The following is an 18,030-nucleotide window of genomic DNA, read 5'->3' on the forward strand; positions in this document are numbered from 1 at the left end:
TTTTGTTTTTCCAATCAATTATTGATCGATATCTTCAACACCTAAAGTAACATTCTCCTTAGCATTATCAACAGCGTCAAGGGCTGCCAAAACAACCATGCTGACGGGTAAACTTCTGTGTGGTTCATTACTATCAACAGCTTCCTCATCGGATACCATTGTAGCTGGTCTCAAGATAACACTTCTGAATTTGCGTTTCTTCAAATCATCTTCGGCATCACGTTTTGTTTGAATATATCTCTTGTTTGCATTAGGAATGTCGTCAACTGAGAAGTAAACAAAGACAGGAACATTGTTCTCTTCAGCTGCGTCGGCAATATTTAGAGCACTCTCATAATTAACTTTTTCAAAAGTAAGGTTCTCGTTAGAATCTTCATGCCACTCACCGATTGTATCAATAACAACATCCGCATCCTTTAAATATTGTGTCCAGAATCCCTTGGATAAAGCATTTCCAATCTTCCAATCAACCTTGCTGTGCCATGAATCATTTCCAACTGGTTCACCAGTTCTAGAAATACTTGTAACTGTATAATCATCTTCTAAAAGTTGTTGAGCAAATTCCTTACCTGCAAATCCGTTTGCTCCTAAAATAACTGCTTTCTTAGTCATAATTTATCCCTCTTTCAATTAATTCAAAGCTATTCAACATCCATAAAAGCTTCGTCAATCGTGCGATAATCTTTATCACTCAGTTTGATATCTAATGACTTAACGTTTTGATCAACTTGTTCCGGTTTTCTAGCCCCTGGAATTACGATCGAAATATTAGGGTTTTGCATGTACCAAGCTAAAATTACTTGGGCGACGGTTGCTTCGTATCTGTCAGCAATCTTCTCCACAATTTCCAATGAAGTTATAATATCGCCAAATTTTTCACGACTGTATTGACTAAACTTATCACTGTCGCTGAATCTATATTTCCCAGTCAACAAGCCCGACGCTAGTGGGAAATATGGAACAAAGGAAATCTTATTTTCCTTCAAATATGGGAATAATTCTTTTTCAGCGTCACGGTGTAATAGGCTGTAATTATCTTCAACAATATCAACAAGCCCGTCTTTATTAGCCTCTTTAATTTGATCCAATGAAAAGTTAGAAACACCAATAGCTCTGATTTTGCCACTCTTTTTGAGCTCATTCAAAGCTCTTACAGCTTGATCCTTAGGTGTTTTCTCATCTGGAAAGTGAATATAAAAAATATCAATATAGTCTGTTTTCAATCGTTTTAATGCTTCATCGACAGACTTTTTCAAAAATTCTGGACTATTATCAACTTTATTATTGCTAGAATCTTGAGCTGCCTTTGTAGCGATAACTAATTTACTGCGGTCATAATCCTGAATAACATCGCCAATAATTTCCTCTGAACGTCCTAAACCATACATGTAGGCTGTATCCAAAGTAGTAATGCCACTTTCAATAGATTCTTTAACTACCGCATAACCGTCTTCATCTTTTAAACCAGTAAAAATATTATGGCCACCGACTTTATTCGTCCCTAAGCCTAATTTTTTACTTACTACATCCGTGTTACCAATCTTTACTAAATCAGTCATACGTTCACCTCACTATTTTTGAAACCGTTACCTTTATAATAGCTCAATTATGACAAAAAAAATAAGATTACGTCTAATTCGTAATCTTAATTTTAATAAATAATTATTTTAATTTTCAGATGGTAATTCATGTGCTTGACGTTTTTCTTCAATCGATTGACGAACAGCTTCTTCAGTAGCACGTCCACGTTTAGCAAGTTCACCATTTTCAAGTTCTTCTTTAACTTTAGCTAACTCATCAACCTCTTGATGTGCTTCAGGGTTATTACGTCTAAAAATAGCCATAACACTGTAAGCAATTTTTTCACCCATAAGAGTGACGAATGAACCAAGTAGGATAACAACGATACCAATAATAGTGTTAACCTTCATAGCCTCGCCTAAAACAATCAAAGCCAAGACTGGAGCCAAAGCTGGTTTAACTAGGAAAATCAATGAAGCCTGAAGAATACCAACTTTCTCCATTGAAAGGAAGTACAATCCAAAGGCTACACCAGTAACCAAGACAGAAATGTAAAGAATCAATGGTAATGTTTGTAAGGTAATTCCCTTGAAGAAAGGAATATTAATAAATTCAGAATAGTTACTTGGAATATTTTGAGCAATTGGTAAGTGACTTAGACCCATCAAAACACCCAATTCAGCTGAACCAAACAAGAATGATAGACAAGTCATTGAAAGACCATTTAATCCAATTTTGCCACCATTAACACGTGACATAACACCATAAACACCGAAAAGAATTGATGAAAGCAATCCTAACATGATACCCATAGCACCACTCAAGTGGAACGGATTAATAATAATCAAAAGACCGATCAAAGTTAAAACTAGAGCCAAGACATTAGTTCTAGATAATTTTTCTTTTAAGAATACGAAACCAATAATTAAACCAAAGATAGGATTAGCACTCAACATAATAGCGATAACTGAAGCAGTAGCCATCCCGATAGATAATTGATACAACGTCATACTCAAAACCACGATAACAAAGCCGGTTAAAGCAATACGTCCAAAGTCAGATCTAGATAATCTGACACTGTGCTTTCTAATGTACATCATAGTGAAAGGCAAAAGAGCCAAACCACCAATCAAGAATCTGACAAAGTTCAATTCAATTGGATTAAATTGGCCACCAGCAATCTTCAAGGCAATTTCCATAGAACTGAAAAGAAACGTTGGTATCAATATATAAAAGAAACTCTTTAAATTCAAAACTTAATTTCATCCCCATTTTTTGTAAGTCAATATTCTTAGTGTACTCCTGATTTTGGGGTCTATTTGAATGAAAGTGTTTCCAATTTTAAAAAAGAGAAGTCCAAGACTTCCCCTCCTAAAAACTACTTATTAATAATATTTCGAGAATAACCCTTACCAGCAGTCAAATCATACTGAACCAGACGATAATCATGAATAATTTGTTTCTGCTTCTTATTTAATCTATCCGTGGAAACCTGTTTTTCCCTATTATTAACATAAAGATTTTCATTCCCACCAACACTATTACGAGCCATAGCGGGAACATCCTCTTGAACTCGTGTCAACAAAGCATAGTAAGGCGTAACCTGTTGCTTCATTTGTCTCAAAGCTAAAGGTATAAAACCATTTGGATCAGTTACCTTGGTAGACTTAGACAACTTCTTCGTCCCATAATTATGTTCCAAAGCATAACGATTACTGTAAACAAAGTAATCAGTTGCATGTTGTTGAACATTGTATTGTGACATCTTATTGCCATCATAAATTCCTGGTAAGTGATCACCATACCAAACAATCGTAATTGGTTTAGAAATCTTATCAATCTCATTTAAAAAGGTTTGAGTAGTTTCATCAGTCATATTTAACCCTTTGGAAAAATTAGCAACCTGTTGTAAGTTTTTACCCGCACCTTTACCAGTAGCCTTGAATTGATTACCAGCATAATTAGTCGTATAAGGCATGTGATTTTGCATCGTTACGAGATTAATGAATTGCCCACCCTTTCTTTGATTAATTTGCCATAGAACTTCTTTATAGGCTGAGTCGTCACTAATGTATTGACCTCCGTCAGCCGTTGCTGTGTAATGTAGTCCTAATTTACCGGAAGTATTAATATTTCTAAAAGTTTGCATACCAAATTTCTGATAAACCGTATTACGATCATAAAAATTACCATAATAAGGATGGATTGCTGCAGTAGTTTTGAAACTATTGGCAATATTGAGCGGATGTTTTTGTTTAATAACCAGCTGCGTAAATGGTGAATTCAAGGATTTCGAGAATTGATTATAAGCTAATCCCGTTAAAGTCATATATTCAATATTTGCAGTTCCTCCTCCATAACCAGAGCTCATCATCAAGCCTGAAGTATTATCCTGTTTAACTTTTTTAATATTAGGGATTACCTCTTGATTCAACTTAATATTGGGAACACGACTAGGATCAGAGAAACTCTCACTCAAAATAAAAATTAAGGTCTGTTTTTGTAAATTATTATTAGGACGATTCTGATTAATTTCATTTGCTTCGTTACGATATTTTGTAACGATACGTTGCATAGTAGTTTTATTGTAATCAGTTGGTTTATTCATAACGTCGATATGCATGTTAGTTAAAAACGTCAGTAGCGGGCCGTTACTATTAGCTGACCAATTAATATTAGCCGCAAAATCGGAGTACCCTGCTTTGTTGAGTACAAAGTGATTAAAAGTTCCTTCACGACTGGAAGTATAAAAGCTTCCCAAACTTAAAACCATTAACAACACCAATAGAAATCTAGAAATCGGTTTAAAATGTAGAAAATTGTTACTGTACTGCTTTTCTAAGACAAAACATAATGCGGCTAGAACTAGAATTATAGCAACGACCCAAACAATCAAACCGAACTTAACCATTGAGAGTAATTCCTTAATATTACCTAGAAACATCAAGTCACTAGGCAAAATTGGTTCCGAGCGATACTGCACTTTTAGATGATCTGCTAATCCATAGATTCCAAAAAAAACATAAAAGATCATTGTCGAAACAAAGAAGTGATTCGTTAAACCATACAATCCCCAATAAACAATTAATAGCAGCACTACTGTTATCAAATAGACCGGAAGATTATCTTTAAAAACCATCTGAGCACTATAAGAAATTGATGTTAGTTGAGCATAATCTAATAAGTATCCCATCAAGAAAGCTGACAGAACGGTAAACAACCCTTGTCTTAAATAAACCACTCTTTTTCTCTGCATAATCAAAGCATCCCTTTAGCATATATATCATTACATTAATAATAACTCTTTTGTTTTTTTAGAAAGTAAAAAAATAATGTTCATATCAACTAATATATATCGTTAATATGAACACTTTTTTCATTTTGATAAGATTATATAATTTAGAGTAAAAATTTAAAGACATTTTTACTTATTGATTGTTGCTTTCGAATATCCTTTACCAGCAGTCAAATCATACTGAACCATCCGATAATCATCAATAATCTGCTGTTGTTTCTTGGTTAGTTTGTCAACACTCTTGCTATCTTGATTTACATACAAGTTATTAGTACCCTCATCAATACTCTTAGCCATAGCTGGAGCATCTTGTTGAACTTTAGTTAACAGTGCATAGTAAGGCGTTACCTTTTGATCCATTTGTTCCAATGCCAATGGAATAAATCCATTAGGATCAGTTACTTTTGTAGCATTATTTAGCTTAGTTGTGCCTTCACCATGATCTCTGGCGTACTTATTACTGTAAATAAAGTAATCTGTTTGATGTTCCTCAACATTATATTTATAAATATCAACGCCATCGTATATACCTGGCAAATGATCACCATACCAAACAACTGTAATTGGCTTATTTACTTTATCCAACTCTGCTAAAAACTCTTTAGTTGAATTATCAGTGGTATTAATACTTTTAGCAAAGTTTTCAATTTGTGTACGTGAACTATCAGTAACACCTGAACCACTAGCTTTGAATGGATTATTGGTGTAATTATTGGTATAAGGCATATGATTTTGCATTGTGACTAAATTGATAAATTGGCCACCTTTAGCCTGATTAATTTGCCACAAAGTATCCTTATAAGCTGATTCATCACTGACATATTCCATTTCTGGCAATGTGTCAGCATATTTCAAAGGTTCCGTCTTAGATGTGTCGAGGTTTCTGAATGTCTGAATTCCAAAGTTCTTGTAAACTGAATTACGATTATAAAAGTTCCCATGGAATGGATGAATGGCGGCACTCGTCTTAAAGCTGTTGGAAATGTTGATTGGATCTTCTTGCTTATTAACTAGCTGCGTATAAGGTGATTGCAAAGAATCGGAGAATTGGTTCATGGCTAGACCGGTTAAGGTCATATATTCCATATTGGCAGTTCCCCCACCATAGCCAGAACTCATCATCAAACCAGAAGTAGTGTTCTCTTTGATTTTTTCAATGTTAGGAATTGGATCTTGATTGAGCTTTACACCAGGAACTCTATTTGGATTAGAGAAACTCTCACTCAAAACGAAAATCAAAGTTTGCTTGCTCAAGTTATTATTAGAACGATCTTGGTTAATATCGTCAGCGACGCCTTGATATTTTTTAACCAATTTTTCCATTTTTTGCTTACTATAGCCCTTGGGCTTATCCATCACGTCAACGTACATATTACCTAAGAAGGTCAGCATTGGACCGTTACTATTTGCTGATTGATTGATATTAGAAGCATAGTTAGTATAACCAGCTTTAGCCAAAACTTTATAAGTAAAAGAATTGTTATCACTGGCTGTGTAGAAACTACCAATGCTAATAACTGCTAGAGCAATAAAAATCAATCTAACAATGTAATTAAGGTGCAATGCATATTTGCCAAAAAAATGTTCTAGTAGGATAGCTGCTGCTATCAAAATTATTAGTAGAACTACCATAAAAATAACTATTTTTGGTGTAACCATTGACAAAAGTCCCTTAACATTCTTCAAAAGGCTCAAATCACTAGGTAAGATCGGTTCTGACCGATAATTAACCTTCAAACGATCGGCGACCGCGTAAATAGCGAAAAATACGTAGAAAATTGCCGAAGCGTAGAAAAAGCGGTTACATAAACCGTACAAGCCTAAATAGATCAAAAGTAGGATCAACACCGTCAATAAATAAGTGTTCAAATTTGATTGAAAAACAATCTGTTTGGAAAAGACAATATCGCCTGTTTGAGCGTAATTCAAAATAAAGCCGACTAAAAAAGCCGATGCAATAATGAAAATGAATTGCACTATCCTCAATATTTTAATTTTTTTTTGCATTAGTAAAACGTCCTCATTAATATCCCTTAATATAATTAATATATTAAACCAAATTCCGTTAATATCTAGTTTTATCGTAGATTAATTTCGGAAAAAGTTTATTAGTCATAGTTTTTCCTCTTTATTTGGTTTAATAATTAAGCATAATCTTAAAATCAAATTAGAATTATTTGATACAAAAAGCACAAATTCATTTTTATGAATTTGTGCTTTCGTATTCTTTAATCAAATCAATCAAAAATTTTTGACGATTCTCATCGGTTGTTACATTAACCTGCCCAAAATGAATCCAGGTCGTATTTTTAGGATTTAAGCCAATATCAGCCAAAGTACGATCAATGAAAACTGATTGGATGGGATCTCCACAATTATTCACTAAATAATCTTTCGTTGTCGTTGAAGTAGTTACAACTGTGACCTTTTTTATTTGTGTTAATAGACCCTTCCAACCGTCACTTTCATCATAAGCAAAACCACTTAGTAAGACACGATCAAAGAATCCCTTTAACATAGCTGGTAAATTGTGCCACCAAATCGGAAAGATAAAAATCAATTCATCAGAATTGTTTATTCGACGTTGATACTTTCTTACCAATTCGTCACTAGTTCGTCCTTGACTGTAGACCTTCAATTCCTTTGCCGAAAGAACCGGATTGAAATTATCCGCATACAAATTGATCACTTCAAATTCCTCATCATTTCGATTAAAATAGTTCGACAATGTATTTAGAATCTCATGATTGAAACTACTGGTATTGGGATGAGTATAAATAATTGTTTTCATATCTAGAATCTCCTCGTGAATCATTGGCTTTAGTATATTATCTTTGAGGAAATTTTTGACATCAATATGTGCTTAATTTTATTTTCTAATTTGATTTAGGATATTTAATTGTCGTTAAACTTACCAGCAATTGACATTGTAGGTTGAATATTAATAAAAGCACTAGGATCAACATCTAAAATAATCTTTTTGGCAAAGAATAATTGATACTTGGTTAAGACCATCGTGATTGATCCAATCTCTTCTCCAGAATAAGCACCCTTCAAATGATAATCCAATGTCAAACCACGATTGAGTGATTTGAGTAATTCCTGAGAAATCTGATCAATTTTATGTGTATAAACTGTGACAGTAATCTTCTGTTGTTGAATATACATTTTATCAATCACCATATTGGTAATATAAATTGAAATAATTGTATACAGAGCTAATTCCCAGCCAAAGGTAAAGCCAGCAATCGTAATGATAATCGCATTAACCGCAAAGCTAACTTGTCCAACGGTTCTACCCGTACTTCTTTGCACGATCAAGGCAATAATATCAGTTCCACCAGTTGAAAAGCCGTAACGGAAACAAAGTCCAATACCTGATCCAGACAAGATACCACCAAAGACAGCTGACAACAATGGATCTTTGGTCAACGGATGCAATGGAACAATTAAAATAAATAACGATGCTGAAACGATAGAAATAATCGACAGAATCGTAAACTTCTTGCCTAACTTAAACCAGGCTAAAATTACCAATGGTAAATTTAATAATGCATACCAGAAGTAAACTGGTGTACTCGTTTGTGCAAATTCATTGAGCAAGTTAACGATCAACTGTGCCGCACCAGTCACACCACTGGTATAAAGCTTTGCCGGCTGTAGCAATAATTGAATTCCTAGAGCCGAGGTTATTCCATAGAAAAGAGCTGCAAAAATACTTTTATAATAGTCTCTAATAAATTTCATGAAATCGCCCCTCCTTTTACTGTAAATATATATTCATATCATATGAATTATAGCAAACCTCATCATATATAAAACAGTTCAAATGTATCATTACTGACAAATTTTTTGTATATATTATAATTAAACCAATGATTGGAGGATATTTAATGATACAAAAAATTGGTTTCATCGGTACTGGCGTCATGGGCAGTGGCGTTATAAACAATTTATTAAAAGCGGGTTATGCTGTTGATATCTACACAAGAACAGAATCAAAAGCTGAACCGCTAATTAATCAAGGTGCTAAATGGTACGCTGACCCTAAAGATGTGGCTGAAAGTGCCGATATAATCTTTTCAATGGTCGGTTTTCCACAGGATGTTGAAGATGTCTACTTCAAAGATAATGGTATCTTTGCCGGTCTATCAGCTGGTAAAATTATCGTTGATATGACAACTAGCACACCCACACTTGCTAAAAAGATTGGTCAAAAAGCTGAAACAATTGGCGTTCAATCTTTAGACGCCCCTGTTTCTGGTGGTGATGTTGGTGCTCGTGATGGTAAATTAACTATCATGGTCGGTGGTTCCAAAGAAGCCTACCAAGCACTTCTTCCCATTTTTGAAATTATCGGTAAAGCCAATCACTACTTCGGATCTTACGGTGCTGGTCAACATGCCAAAATGGCTAATCAAATCATGATTGCCGGTACGATGACTGGTCTAACAGAAATGTTCGTTTATGCTAAGGCTGCCGGTCTCGATTTACAATCAGTCTTAGAAACTGTTGAAGGTGGTAGTGGTGACAACTGGAGTTTAGAAAACTATGGACCTCGTATTTTAAACGGTGACTTCAAACCAGGTTTCTATTCCAAACATTTCCTTAAAGACTTACGCATTGCACTTGATGAAAGCGAAAAAATGAACCTTGACCTTCCTGCTACTAAACAAGCTAAGAAATTATATGAAACATTAGTCGATGATAAAGGTTTGGGCAACGATGGTACTCAAGGACTTATCAAACTTTGGTGGTAATATGTCACTAAAGTTTGATGGAGTGAAAGATACCCTCTTTTTTCCTTAAACAATAACTCAAAAATCTAAAACAGTACCTATTTAGGATTACCGTACATTACGGATATTCAAATAGGTACTGTTTTTTAATTTAAAAATCAAAAGGCGACTATTTATACTCAGACAAACGACTCATCAACTCCAAATGATGTTTAATTGAGAGTTTTTTTACGACTCCTAAACCAGGAAACTTATCCCCATGACCATATTCTAATAGTGTTTCTAATGCGGGAGTTAGATTAAGCCCATTAATATTTTTATGAACCCAAGGTGCCAATTTGTTCATAGCTTCAAAGAATTTTTGCTTTTGTCCACGCATAGACTCATTACTGTCAGAAACAAAATGATGCACACGTAAACTACCATCCGCAGTCACATAGATAATATGAATTGCAATTGCCCTTGATGGCATACCTTTATCAAAATAAATATGACCTAACATTGAATAATCACCGAAGCCATTGAATCCATCAACTTGTCGATACCAATCTGGACCCTCAAAAAATTCATCATCTAATTGAGCATAGTCTTCTACATGGTGATGAAATGAGAACGGATCAGTCAAACTGGCGGCTTTAATTCCAATTAACTTATGCATCCTGGCGACATTCGGAATTAACAATTTATCCACTTTTTTCAAAACGGTAGTATCACGGTATGCTTTAAGCAGTTCATAATTGTTTACAATTAAAATCGACTTCTGTTGCGGTAAGGTTTTTACGAAATCACTTCGAAAATCAGCCGTCAAAATAGCACTTGGCACATAAAAATCTAAGTTATACACATCCGGTAGTGGATAAAGTTTCGTATCATTCAAACCATATACGCTGACCTGTGGATTAGCAATTACACTGAACGGCTGCTTTTTATCGACAAAAGTTTGAACCGTTCTTTGCAACTCCTTAGAATCACGAACTGGTTCAATTATTGGAATAATCTGTGAATTAAACCAGCCTTCTTCACATAATTCCTTCAATGCCAATAAATCGTACATTCGTCCACGAAAATAAGGATAATAGATCATATTTTATCCTCCAAATTGGGTTGTTGTAATCTCTGCAGCTGTAACTTCAATTCTTGATATTCGGCATTTCTGGCATCTAATTCATCCTGTAACGCTGTTATAGCATCATTTTGCGTTTCTTCAATAAAACGATCATAAAGATTATTGTCAGGATTATAAACATCGTAACCAGCTTTTTGGCGTTTCTTCAGTTCTTTAAAGAGCCTATCTTCAGAATATAGCTGCAAACCTTTCTCAACTTTCTTGGCTTTATCAACTTCCCTAAAGAGTGAGGCTACAAAATGACTTGTTAACTGTTTTTCATCAACCTGAAGTTCTTGAAATTGAGCTTTTTTAGCGATAGTTAAAAATCCTGGTGCGACTAATGTCTGCGGTGAAGCTTCCATTGCTTTTTTATCAAAAGCTCGATAAATCAAAACACCAATATGACTAGGAATTTCATCGGCCACTTCTTCGAACAGTTTCTGTGGCAAGACGAAGTAATTGTAATTACCAATAAAAGACAATTTGGCCTTAGAGTGAAAATCTGATTTTGTTACTTTCAATTCATAGCAACGCCATTCAATTTGATCATTTCGTAATTGCTGGTAACTCAGCGTATCAACAATTCCTTTATCATCTGGCATTGAAACCTCTTCAACAACATACGATCCCTGTTCTTTACAATATTGATAAAGTGTACTCTCTAGATTCTTAGTTAACTTAGTTTTCATCTTGTTCCTTCCAAAAGTTATACACCGTGCCTGTTAATTGTTGTAGCGATGAAATACGACGATAATTCTGCCAATGTTGTGGAAAAAGTCTGGTATAACGCATACTGCCAAAACGCTGATCCACTAATAAAACAATTCCCTTATCGTGACTGCTTCTGATCAAACGCCCTGCGGCCTGTAAAACGTTATTCATTCCTGGCATTTGATAAGCATATTCAAATCCATGTCCATTTTTATTATCATAATAATCTCGAATCAAATTATTCTCGGCACTCAATCCTGGTAACCCAACACTAACGATAGCGACACCAATTAATTTATCACCTCTTAAATCAATTCCTTCGGAGAAAATACCACCTAAAACACAAAAGCCAACTAGCGTTTCCTCACTATCATTGTCGAATCGATCCAAGAATTCTTGTCGAGTCACACTGTCCATCTCAGATGTCTGAGTAATTGTATTAACATGTGGATAACTTTTTTCAAAACTAGTTTTTACTTGTTCTAAATACCCATATGACGGAAAAAAGAATAAATAATTACCTTTTTTACTATCGATTAAAGTTTTTAAGCTCTTAACAATCTTTTCTTGATTAAATTCTCGTTGTCGATAAGTTGTTTGAATATACTGTGTTATCAAAATGGCTTGATGATTAATTGGGAATGGTGATGGTAATTGATACGCCAAACTATTAGCGCTCCCACCTAAAACGCTTTGGTAATAATCCATCGGCGACAAAGTGGCTGAAAATAACACTGCTCCTAAGCCAAGATCCAATGACTGATCAATAAAATGACTGGGATCGAGACATAGCTGTTTAACAATAAGATGTTTATTATCTATAACAATCCGGGTCTTGTACGTATCGTTATACAACGCTCCAATTTTGACAAAAGTCAGACAATCGAAGAAATAGTCTTTGGCACTATCCAAAAAGTCGGACGGCTTTTGATCTTGCATCCATTCACCCATAAAGTCATCAAACTTACCTAAAATTTTCAAAAGTTCATCAGGTGCATCTGAAGTTATCTTTTCTTCTAAATCATCGGTCTGTAGTTGTTTCTTTATTTGATTGAAGACGCGTCGAACTTTTTTCAACTGTTTCTGAAAATCTTTACTTGTTTTAGTTTCAATCTTTTTAGCCATCTTCAATAATGAAGTAATCTTAAAATCACTTATTTCCGCTGAATACATTGACCGTGAACGACTGACCAAATTATGAGCCTCATCAATTAGGAAAAAATTATCCGTATCTTTTTCGACAAAAAAGCGTTGTAAATAGACTAGCGGATCAAACAAATAATTGTAATCACAAATAATAACATCACAAAATAATGATGCATCCAGTGAAAACTCAAAGGGATCAACGGTATGCTTCCTTGCATATTTCTCTACAATTTCACGCGTAATGGCATCCTCATTAGTTAATAAATCAGCTAAGGCTGGCTTCAACCGATCATAATAACCAATCATGTATGGATCTTTTTCTGGTGGCACATCTTGTTCTTTAAAACGTATTTTATCTTTAGCCGTCAAGGTAATACTCTTCAACTGGAGTCCTTTTTTTGACATCAAATCAATTGTTTCTTCAGCAACTCGCCTGGTACTCTGTTTGGCGGTTAAATAGAATAATCGTTGAATTCTTTCCTCTCCCATTGATTTAATGGCCGGAAACAAAGTTGAGATAGTCTTGCCAGTTCCAGTTGGTGCTTCGACAAAAAGACGCTTTTGATAGTAAACCGTTTTGTAAACAGCCGCCGCCAACTCATGTTGACCAGTTCGAAATTTATCAAACGGAAAAGATAATTGTTGAATCGATTGATTACGAGTTTTTCGTAATTTAGCTCTTAGAACTAACCAATACTCGTATTCTTCTATTAAATTTTGAAAAAAATCATTCAATTGATCACGTTCAAAAGTTTTGTCATCGCTTGTTATTGTTTCAGTACTGACTTGAAAATAGGTCAGTCGTAAATCAACGTGTTTTAACTCTGGATGTTCCTTCAAAATAATATAACCATAAACCTTAACCTGTCCCCAATAGAGTTCCAATGTGTTGTCACTTAATTCGTCGAAGGGTTGGTCCGAAGTTTTGATCTCTTCTATTAGAATACTTTTATCTGTCGTAGTTATTCCATCGGCACGTCCTGAAATGACGTACTCAGTATCGTTCATGGTTACTTCAGTCTTTAGATAGACTTCACTTTCGTAATCGGTATTCTTTGAACGTGTTTTTTGTAGTCTACGATGGATTCGGGAACCGTTTTGAGCCGTATTTTGACTATTCTTATTTTCCATTAAGTCACCGCTACGCAGTACAAACTCAACTAACTGTCGAATTCCAATTTTAGTTGCCATAGACTACCTCCTCAAATTACTATTTAACATTGTAAAACATACGTTCGATTTTGTCTGTAGACAATTTATTGTAAAAGTTAGTTCAATCCTACTCATTTCTCAGCTACTTTTTATAATAAAAAAACCATATAATTAATATTATTAATTCAGTTAGGGATGTATTTCATGCAGATTAGTACCGAGGATGTTTTAATCGATTCACTAAATAAGCTTTTAGAACGCAAATCAGTTGATAAAATCACCGTTAAGGATATCGTCTCTGAATGTGATCTAACTAGACAAACATTTTACAATCATTTCTCCGATATTTATGCACTGGTGGAATACTCTGCCTGCCAAAACGCTAAAAAATATTTGGATGACGCTTCTGACTATGACAATTGGCAAGAAGGTTTTTACAATATCATGGTCAAAATAAAAGAAAATAAGACCATTGCTCAAAATGTTTATCATTCCATTTATCGTGACTTAATGGAAAAATATATCTATGACGTACTTTACGGTTACATCATTCAAATCGTCGAAAAACAGGCCGAAAGTATGTCCGTTTCACAAAATCATAAAGATTTCATTGCTCATTTCTATAGTCTTGCTTTCATCGCCGTTATTTTCGAATGGATCAGTGACGATATGAAGGGTGATCCTGAAGAAATTGTCGAGCAAATTGGCGTTTTAATCCATGGTGATTTCAAAAAGGCTTTAAATAAATATGCTAAATAATTTTACAGATATTGGGAAGTGTAAATAATATTTACACTTCTATTTTTTTGTCAATTGTTCATTACTGGAGTTTATTTTATCTTGAATGCAAGGACAAAGTTCCTTTGACATTTTCGAAAGAAGGCAACAACAATGAACATTTATAAAACAATGTATCATCCCCACAAACCAGCCGGTATTGATGACCGCAAAGCCAATATTATTGGTGGAGGAATCGCCGGATTGGCAACGGCAGCATTCTTAATTGATGATGCTAAAATGCCTGCTCGTAATATTACTATTTACGAGAAGAAGCCTGTTATGGGTGGTTCTATGGACGGAACTAAAGGTAATGAAGGTTATCTTTGCCGTGCTGAACGTGAACTAGAACCTTATATGGAATGTCTCTGGTATCTCTGCAGCAAGATCCCTTCACTTGAAAATGAAGGCAGAACTGTACTTGATGATGTCGTTGACTTCAACCGTGATGAACCAATTCACACTGAGGCCAGAGTTATCGTTAACCAAGGAGAAATTGACGGACAATATCATAATTATAAGATGCCTCAACGTTATGTTACCGCTATGGCTAAAATTGTTTCTTCAACTGAAGAAGAATTAGCTGACAAACGCATCGATGAATTTTTCGACAAAGATTTCTTCAAAACTAATTTCTGGACTTGCTTCCACAGTCAACTAGCCTTCAAACATTACCACAGTGCCATTGAATGTCGTCGTTACTGGCAAAGATTTACTTTCATCAACCGTCATGAATACCTTGAAGGTTTCATTCATACTAAATATAACGAATATGATGCAATTATTTTACCTATCGAAAGATGGTTGATTGATCATGGAGTTCACTTCGTTAACAACTTCTCAGTTTACGACCTAACTCTTGATACAAAGAACGACACTGTTGAAGCAATTCTTGCCCACCAAAACGGTCAAGATGTCACTATTCCCGTAAGCAATAAAGATTTAGTCTTCGTTACTAGCGGTTCAATCAGTGAAAATAGTTGCTTTGGTGATAACCACAATGTTGCTAAGACTAATACTGATACTGAAGATATGGGTACTTTCACCATTTGGAAGAACCTAGCCAAGAAGGATGACAAATTTGGACATCCCGATAAATTCTTGGGCCAAATCGACCAAACAAAGTGGATTTCCTTCTTCCCTACTGTCAAAGGCTATCCTGAATTCTTCAGACGTATCGAAGAATTATCCGGAAGTAAAGCCGGTACTGGTGGTTTAATGACTTTCAAAGATTCAAATTGGGATATGTCATTTGAAATTCACCACAAACCATTCTTCCCTTATCAAGCTGACGATGAAGAAGTTGGTTGGGGATATGGTCTTTACGGCGAAAACGTTGGTAACTATATTAAGAAACGTATGTGGGATTGTACCGGTGACGAAATTATGACTGAACTTCTTTATCATTTAGGTATGTTGGACATCAAAGATGAGGTTCTAAAACATACTTACATGTCAACAGCCATGATGCCTTACGCAACCAGCCAATTCATGCCTCGTAAATTAGGCGATCGTCCTAAAGTAGTTCCCGACGGCTGTACTAACCTAGCTTTCTTAGGTCAATTCGTTGAAGTCGATGACGATGTTGTCTTCACTGTTGAAACTTCAGTTAGAACTGGTTTGGAAAGTGTCTATGAATTACTTGATGTCGATAAAGATGTTCTTGAAGTTAACCCTTCAAGATACGATATCAGATACTTGTTAGAAAGAGTTAAACGTTTCAACGGTATCAAGGGTAAGATTACACCTGATATGTTGCCACAATTAACTCCGGATCAACTCCCTGCTGTGACTCAAGAACTATTGCACTACGTAAATAATATTCCACCATATTATACGATGTACCTTGGACGCGACAAGACTGTTCCATACAAGGAATCAATCTTGCATCCCAAAGCACCACACAGTAAATAAACTCTAACAAGCAAATAGCCAGTAACTCGATTTTGAGTTGCTGGCTATTTTTAATATCTATTGAAATTTAAATTAGATTAAACCGCCTTCGACGTCTTTACTTTATTTAATTTGTCCAACTAAAATTGTTGATCCAACTGTTATTTGCTTTACTTGGTTCCAATCTATCAAACTACTATCAACATTGAACAATAACGGCGTCATATTGATAAAAGCACTCCGTTCTTCTTCAGAGACGTTATACGTCCTTGTAGCGTCGATTTGATCCACTAGCGTACAATGTTCCTCAAAGTAATCTAAAACCTTCTGATTGGAGTATTTCTCCTGCTTCAATTGGTCTTTAGCTTGCTGACGTAATTCCTGAACGTGATACTCATTGGGAATAACCTTCAAAACATATCCTGCTGGCTTTAAAATCCTACTAAACTCACCATAGTTAGCGGGAGAAAAGATATCAATGATTCCATCGATCCTTTGAGCTTGTATTGGTAAATGGGCTAAATCTCCGATAAACCATTCAACTGGAGTGTTAGGTCCCTTAGCTGCTAATTGAATCGAATCTTTAGAAATATCAAAAGCAAAGACATCCTTATTTTCTAATTCAGCAATTTTTTTCGAATAGTAACCTTCACCACAACCAACATCGAGTGTACTTTGAATATTAAGATCCTGAATCAATTTCACAATTTTATCGGCAATATGATCGTACATTCCATGCTCCAAAATCAAATGACGATTTTCAAAAGATTCCAAATCATAATTTTTCTGTTGTTTACTATTTAACACAAAATCGACGAAACCCTTTTTGGAAATATCGAAGGTATGATTTTGATTACAAGTTAAACTGTTCCCTACTAAATTCAATTTTTCTCCACAAATCGGACATTGAAAATATTCACCGCTGTTATTAAATTTTTGAATCTTATTATTCATTAAAAGCACCTATTCTTCTGCTTTTGATATCAACTGAGGCATCGCACTGTCTAAAAATTTTTGTGCAAAATCATCGTCATATATCCAAGCATTAATTTGATTTTTAGCTAAGATCAACGGCATTCGATCATGAATTTTGACCATTGATTCATTCGGTTTGGTGGTAAAAAGAATGCTTTGAGCCACACCATCAAACTGATTGTAACAACCAGCAATAAAGAGTGTCTCGGGATCATTACTGAAATTAAATTTATATTTCTGTTTTGTTTTATTCCACTCAAAGAAACCAGTTGTTGGATAAACGCAGCGGCGTTTTTTAAATGATTCCGCAAACATTTGTTTTTGTTGAACCGTCTCCGAACGAGCATTGATGATTGATTGTCCCGTTTTAAAACCTGGGAATCCCCATTTCATGCCCACAACTTGTACCATTTTTTCTCCAGCAATAATCAGTGCTGTCTCATCAGTTGGAAAGACTTCACCAACTTTAGGATTGTAACCTGCATCGACTGCCAATTGATAAATTCGTTTTATTTCAGGATTCTGATCTGGTTGAAACATATAACGTCCACACATAATTATCCTCCCGCTTTCACTTATAATTAATTATGCAATAAAAAAAATTCAATTCCAATTAGAATTGAATTTTATATTGAAAGCAAATTAAATATTTTTAGGCCGAAAATTTCAATAACAAGTTAGCCACTTGGACAAAATAAATTGAATCCAAGTGA

General features: G+C 34.9%; 15 protein-coding genes. 3 read left to right on the forward strand and 12 right to left on the reverse strand.

Annotated features, from left to right (window positions below):
• Nucleotides 1-18 precede the first annotated feature (18 nt).
• From FD33_RS00400 to FD33_RS00430, 7 genes are all read right to left on the reverse strand, one after another.
• Entirely contained in the window at nt 19-612 is a 594-nt protein-coding gene (locus tag FD33_RS00400; protein ID WP_025085653.1) for an NAD-dependent epimerase/dehydratase family protein, read from the reverse strand.
• 29 nt (nt 613-641) lie between these two features.
• Nucleotides 642-1,559, reverse strand: coding sequence for an aldo/keto reductase (locus FD33_RS00405; RefSeq protein WP_025085652.1), 918 nt, complete (start codon nt 1,557-1,559; stop codon nt 642-644).
• Between the two features lie 108 nt (nt 1,560-1,667).
• On the reverse strand, nt 1,668-2,720 hold the full coding sequence (locus tag FD33_RS00410; RefSeq protein WP_235700306.1) for a DMT family transporter: 1,053 nt from the start codon (nt 2,718-2,720) through the stop codon (nt 1,668-1,670).
• Nucleotides 2,721-2,899: 179 nt separating this feature from the next.
• Nucleotides 2,900-4,777 (reverse strand): LTA synthase family protein, encoded by a 1,878-nt coding sequence (locus tag FD33_RS00415; RefSeq protein WP_056955657.1) that lies wholly within the window; start codon nt 4,775-4,777, stop codon nt 2,900-2,902.
• A gap of 168 nt (nt 4,778-4,945) precedes the next feature.
• Nucleotides 4,946-6,823, reverse strand: coding sequence for an LTA synthase family protein (locus tag FD33_RS00420; RefSeq protein ID WP_025085650.1), 1,878 nt, complete (start codon nt 6,821-6,823; stop codon nt 4,946-4,948).
• 196 nt (nt 6,824-7,019) lie between these two features.
• The gene (locus FD33_RS00425; RefSeq protein WP_025085649.1) at nt 7,020-7,607 is read right to left on the reverse strand and encodes an NAD(P)H-dependent oxidoreductase; all 588 of its coding nucleotides are present in this window, start codon (nt 7,605-7,607) and stop codon (nt 7,020-7,022) included.
• 104 nt (nt 7,608-7,711) lie between these two features.
• Nucleotides 7,712-8,563: a YitT family protein gene (locus FD33_RS00430; protein ID WP_025085648.1), complete on the reverse strand. Its 852-nt coding sequence runs from the start codon at nt 8,561-8,563 to the stop codon at nt 7,712-7,714.
• A 149-nt stretch (nt 8,564-8,712) separates the two neighbouring features.
• Between FD33_RS00430 and FD33_RS00435 the strand changes: the two genes are divergently transcribed.
• The gene (locus tag FD33_RS00435; RefSeq protein ID WP_025085647.1) at nt 8,713-9,576 is read left to right on the forward strand and encodes an NAD(P)-dependent oxidoreductase; all 864 of its coding nucleotides are present in this window, start codon (nt 8,713-8,715) and stop codon (nt 9,574-9,576) included.
• A 148-nt stretch (nt 9,577-9,724) separates the two neighbouring features.
• Here FD33_RS00435 and FD33_RS00440 read toward each other — a convergent pair whose 3' ends face one another.
• From FD33_RS00440 to FD33_RS00450, 3 genes are read right to left on the reverse strand one after another with little or no spacing between them, the layout of a single operon-like run.
• Complete coding sequence (locus tag FD33_RS00440; protein WP_034544253.1) at nt 9,725-10,639, reverse strand: sce7725 family protein; 915 nt, start codon at nt 10,637-10,639, stop codon at nt 9,725-9,727.
• Entirely contained in the window at nt 10,636-11,352 is a 717-nt protein-coding gene (locus FD33_RS00445; RefSeq protein WP_025085645.1) for a hypothetical protein, read from the reverse strand. Before FD33_RS00445 ends, FD33_RS00440 begins: the two co-directional genes overlap by 4 nt.
• Entirely contained in the window at nt 11,342-13,711 is a 2,370-nt protein-coding gene (locus tag FD33_RS00450; protein WP_025085644.1) for an ATP-dependent DNA helicase, read from the reverse strand. Before FD33_RS00450 ends, FD33_RS00445 begins: the two co-directional genes overlap by 11 nt.
• Nucleotides 13,712-13,876: 165 nt before the next feature.
• On the opposite strand from FD33_RS00450, the gene FD33_RS00455 reads away from it, so the two are divergent.
• Both FD33_RS00455 and FD33_RS00460 read left to right on the forward strand, forming a co-directional pair.
• The gene (locus tag FD33_RS00455) at nt 13,877-14,431 is read left to right on the forward strand and encodes a TetR/AcrR family transcriptional regulator (RefSeq protein ID WP_025085643.1); all 555 of its coding nucleotides are present in this window, start codon (nt 13,877-13,879) and stop codon (nt 14,429-14,431) included.
• 132 nt (nt 14,432-14,563) lie between these two features.
• Nucleotides 14,564-16,363 (forward strand): oleate hydratase, encoded by a 1,800-nt coding sequence (locus FD33_RS00460; RefSeq protein WP_025085642.1) that lies wholly within the window; start codon nt 14,564-14,566, stop codon nt 16,361-16,363.
• 102 nt (nt 16,364-16,465) lie between these two features.
• Here FD33_RS00460 and FD33_RS00465 read toward each other — a convergent pair whose 3' ends face one another.
• Nucleotides 16,466-17,296, reverse strand: coding sequence for a methyltransferase domain-containing protein (locus tag FD33_RS00465; RefSeq protein WP_025085641.1), 831 nt, complete (start codon nt 17,294-17,296; stop codon nt 16,466-16,468).
• A gap of 9 nt (nt 17,297-17,305) precedes the next feature.
• On the reverse strand, nt 17,306-17,872 hold the full coding sequence (locus tag FD33_RS00470; RefSeq protein ID WP_034544251.1) for an SOS response-associated peptidase family protein: 567 nt from the start codon (nt 17,870-17,872) through the stop codon (nt 17,306-17,308).
• Nucleotides 17,873-18,030: the final 158 nt, after the last annotated feature.

This window comes from Companilactobacillus paralimentarius DSM 13238 = JCM 10415 (assembly GCF_001434985.1).
Classification (GTDB): domain Bacteria; phylum Bacillota; class Bacilli; order Lactobacillales; family Lactobacillaceae; genus Companilactobacillus; species Companilactobacillus paralimentarius.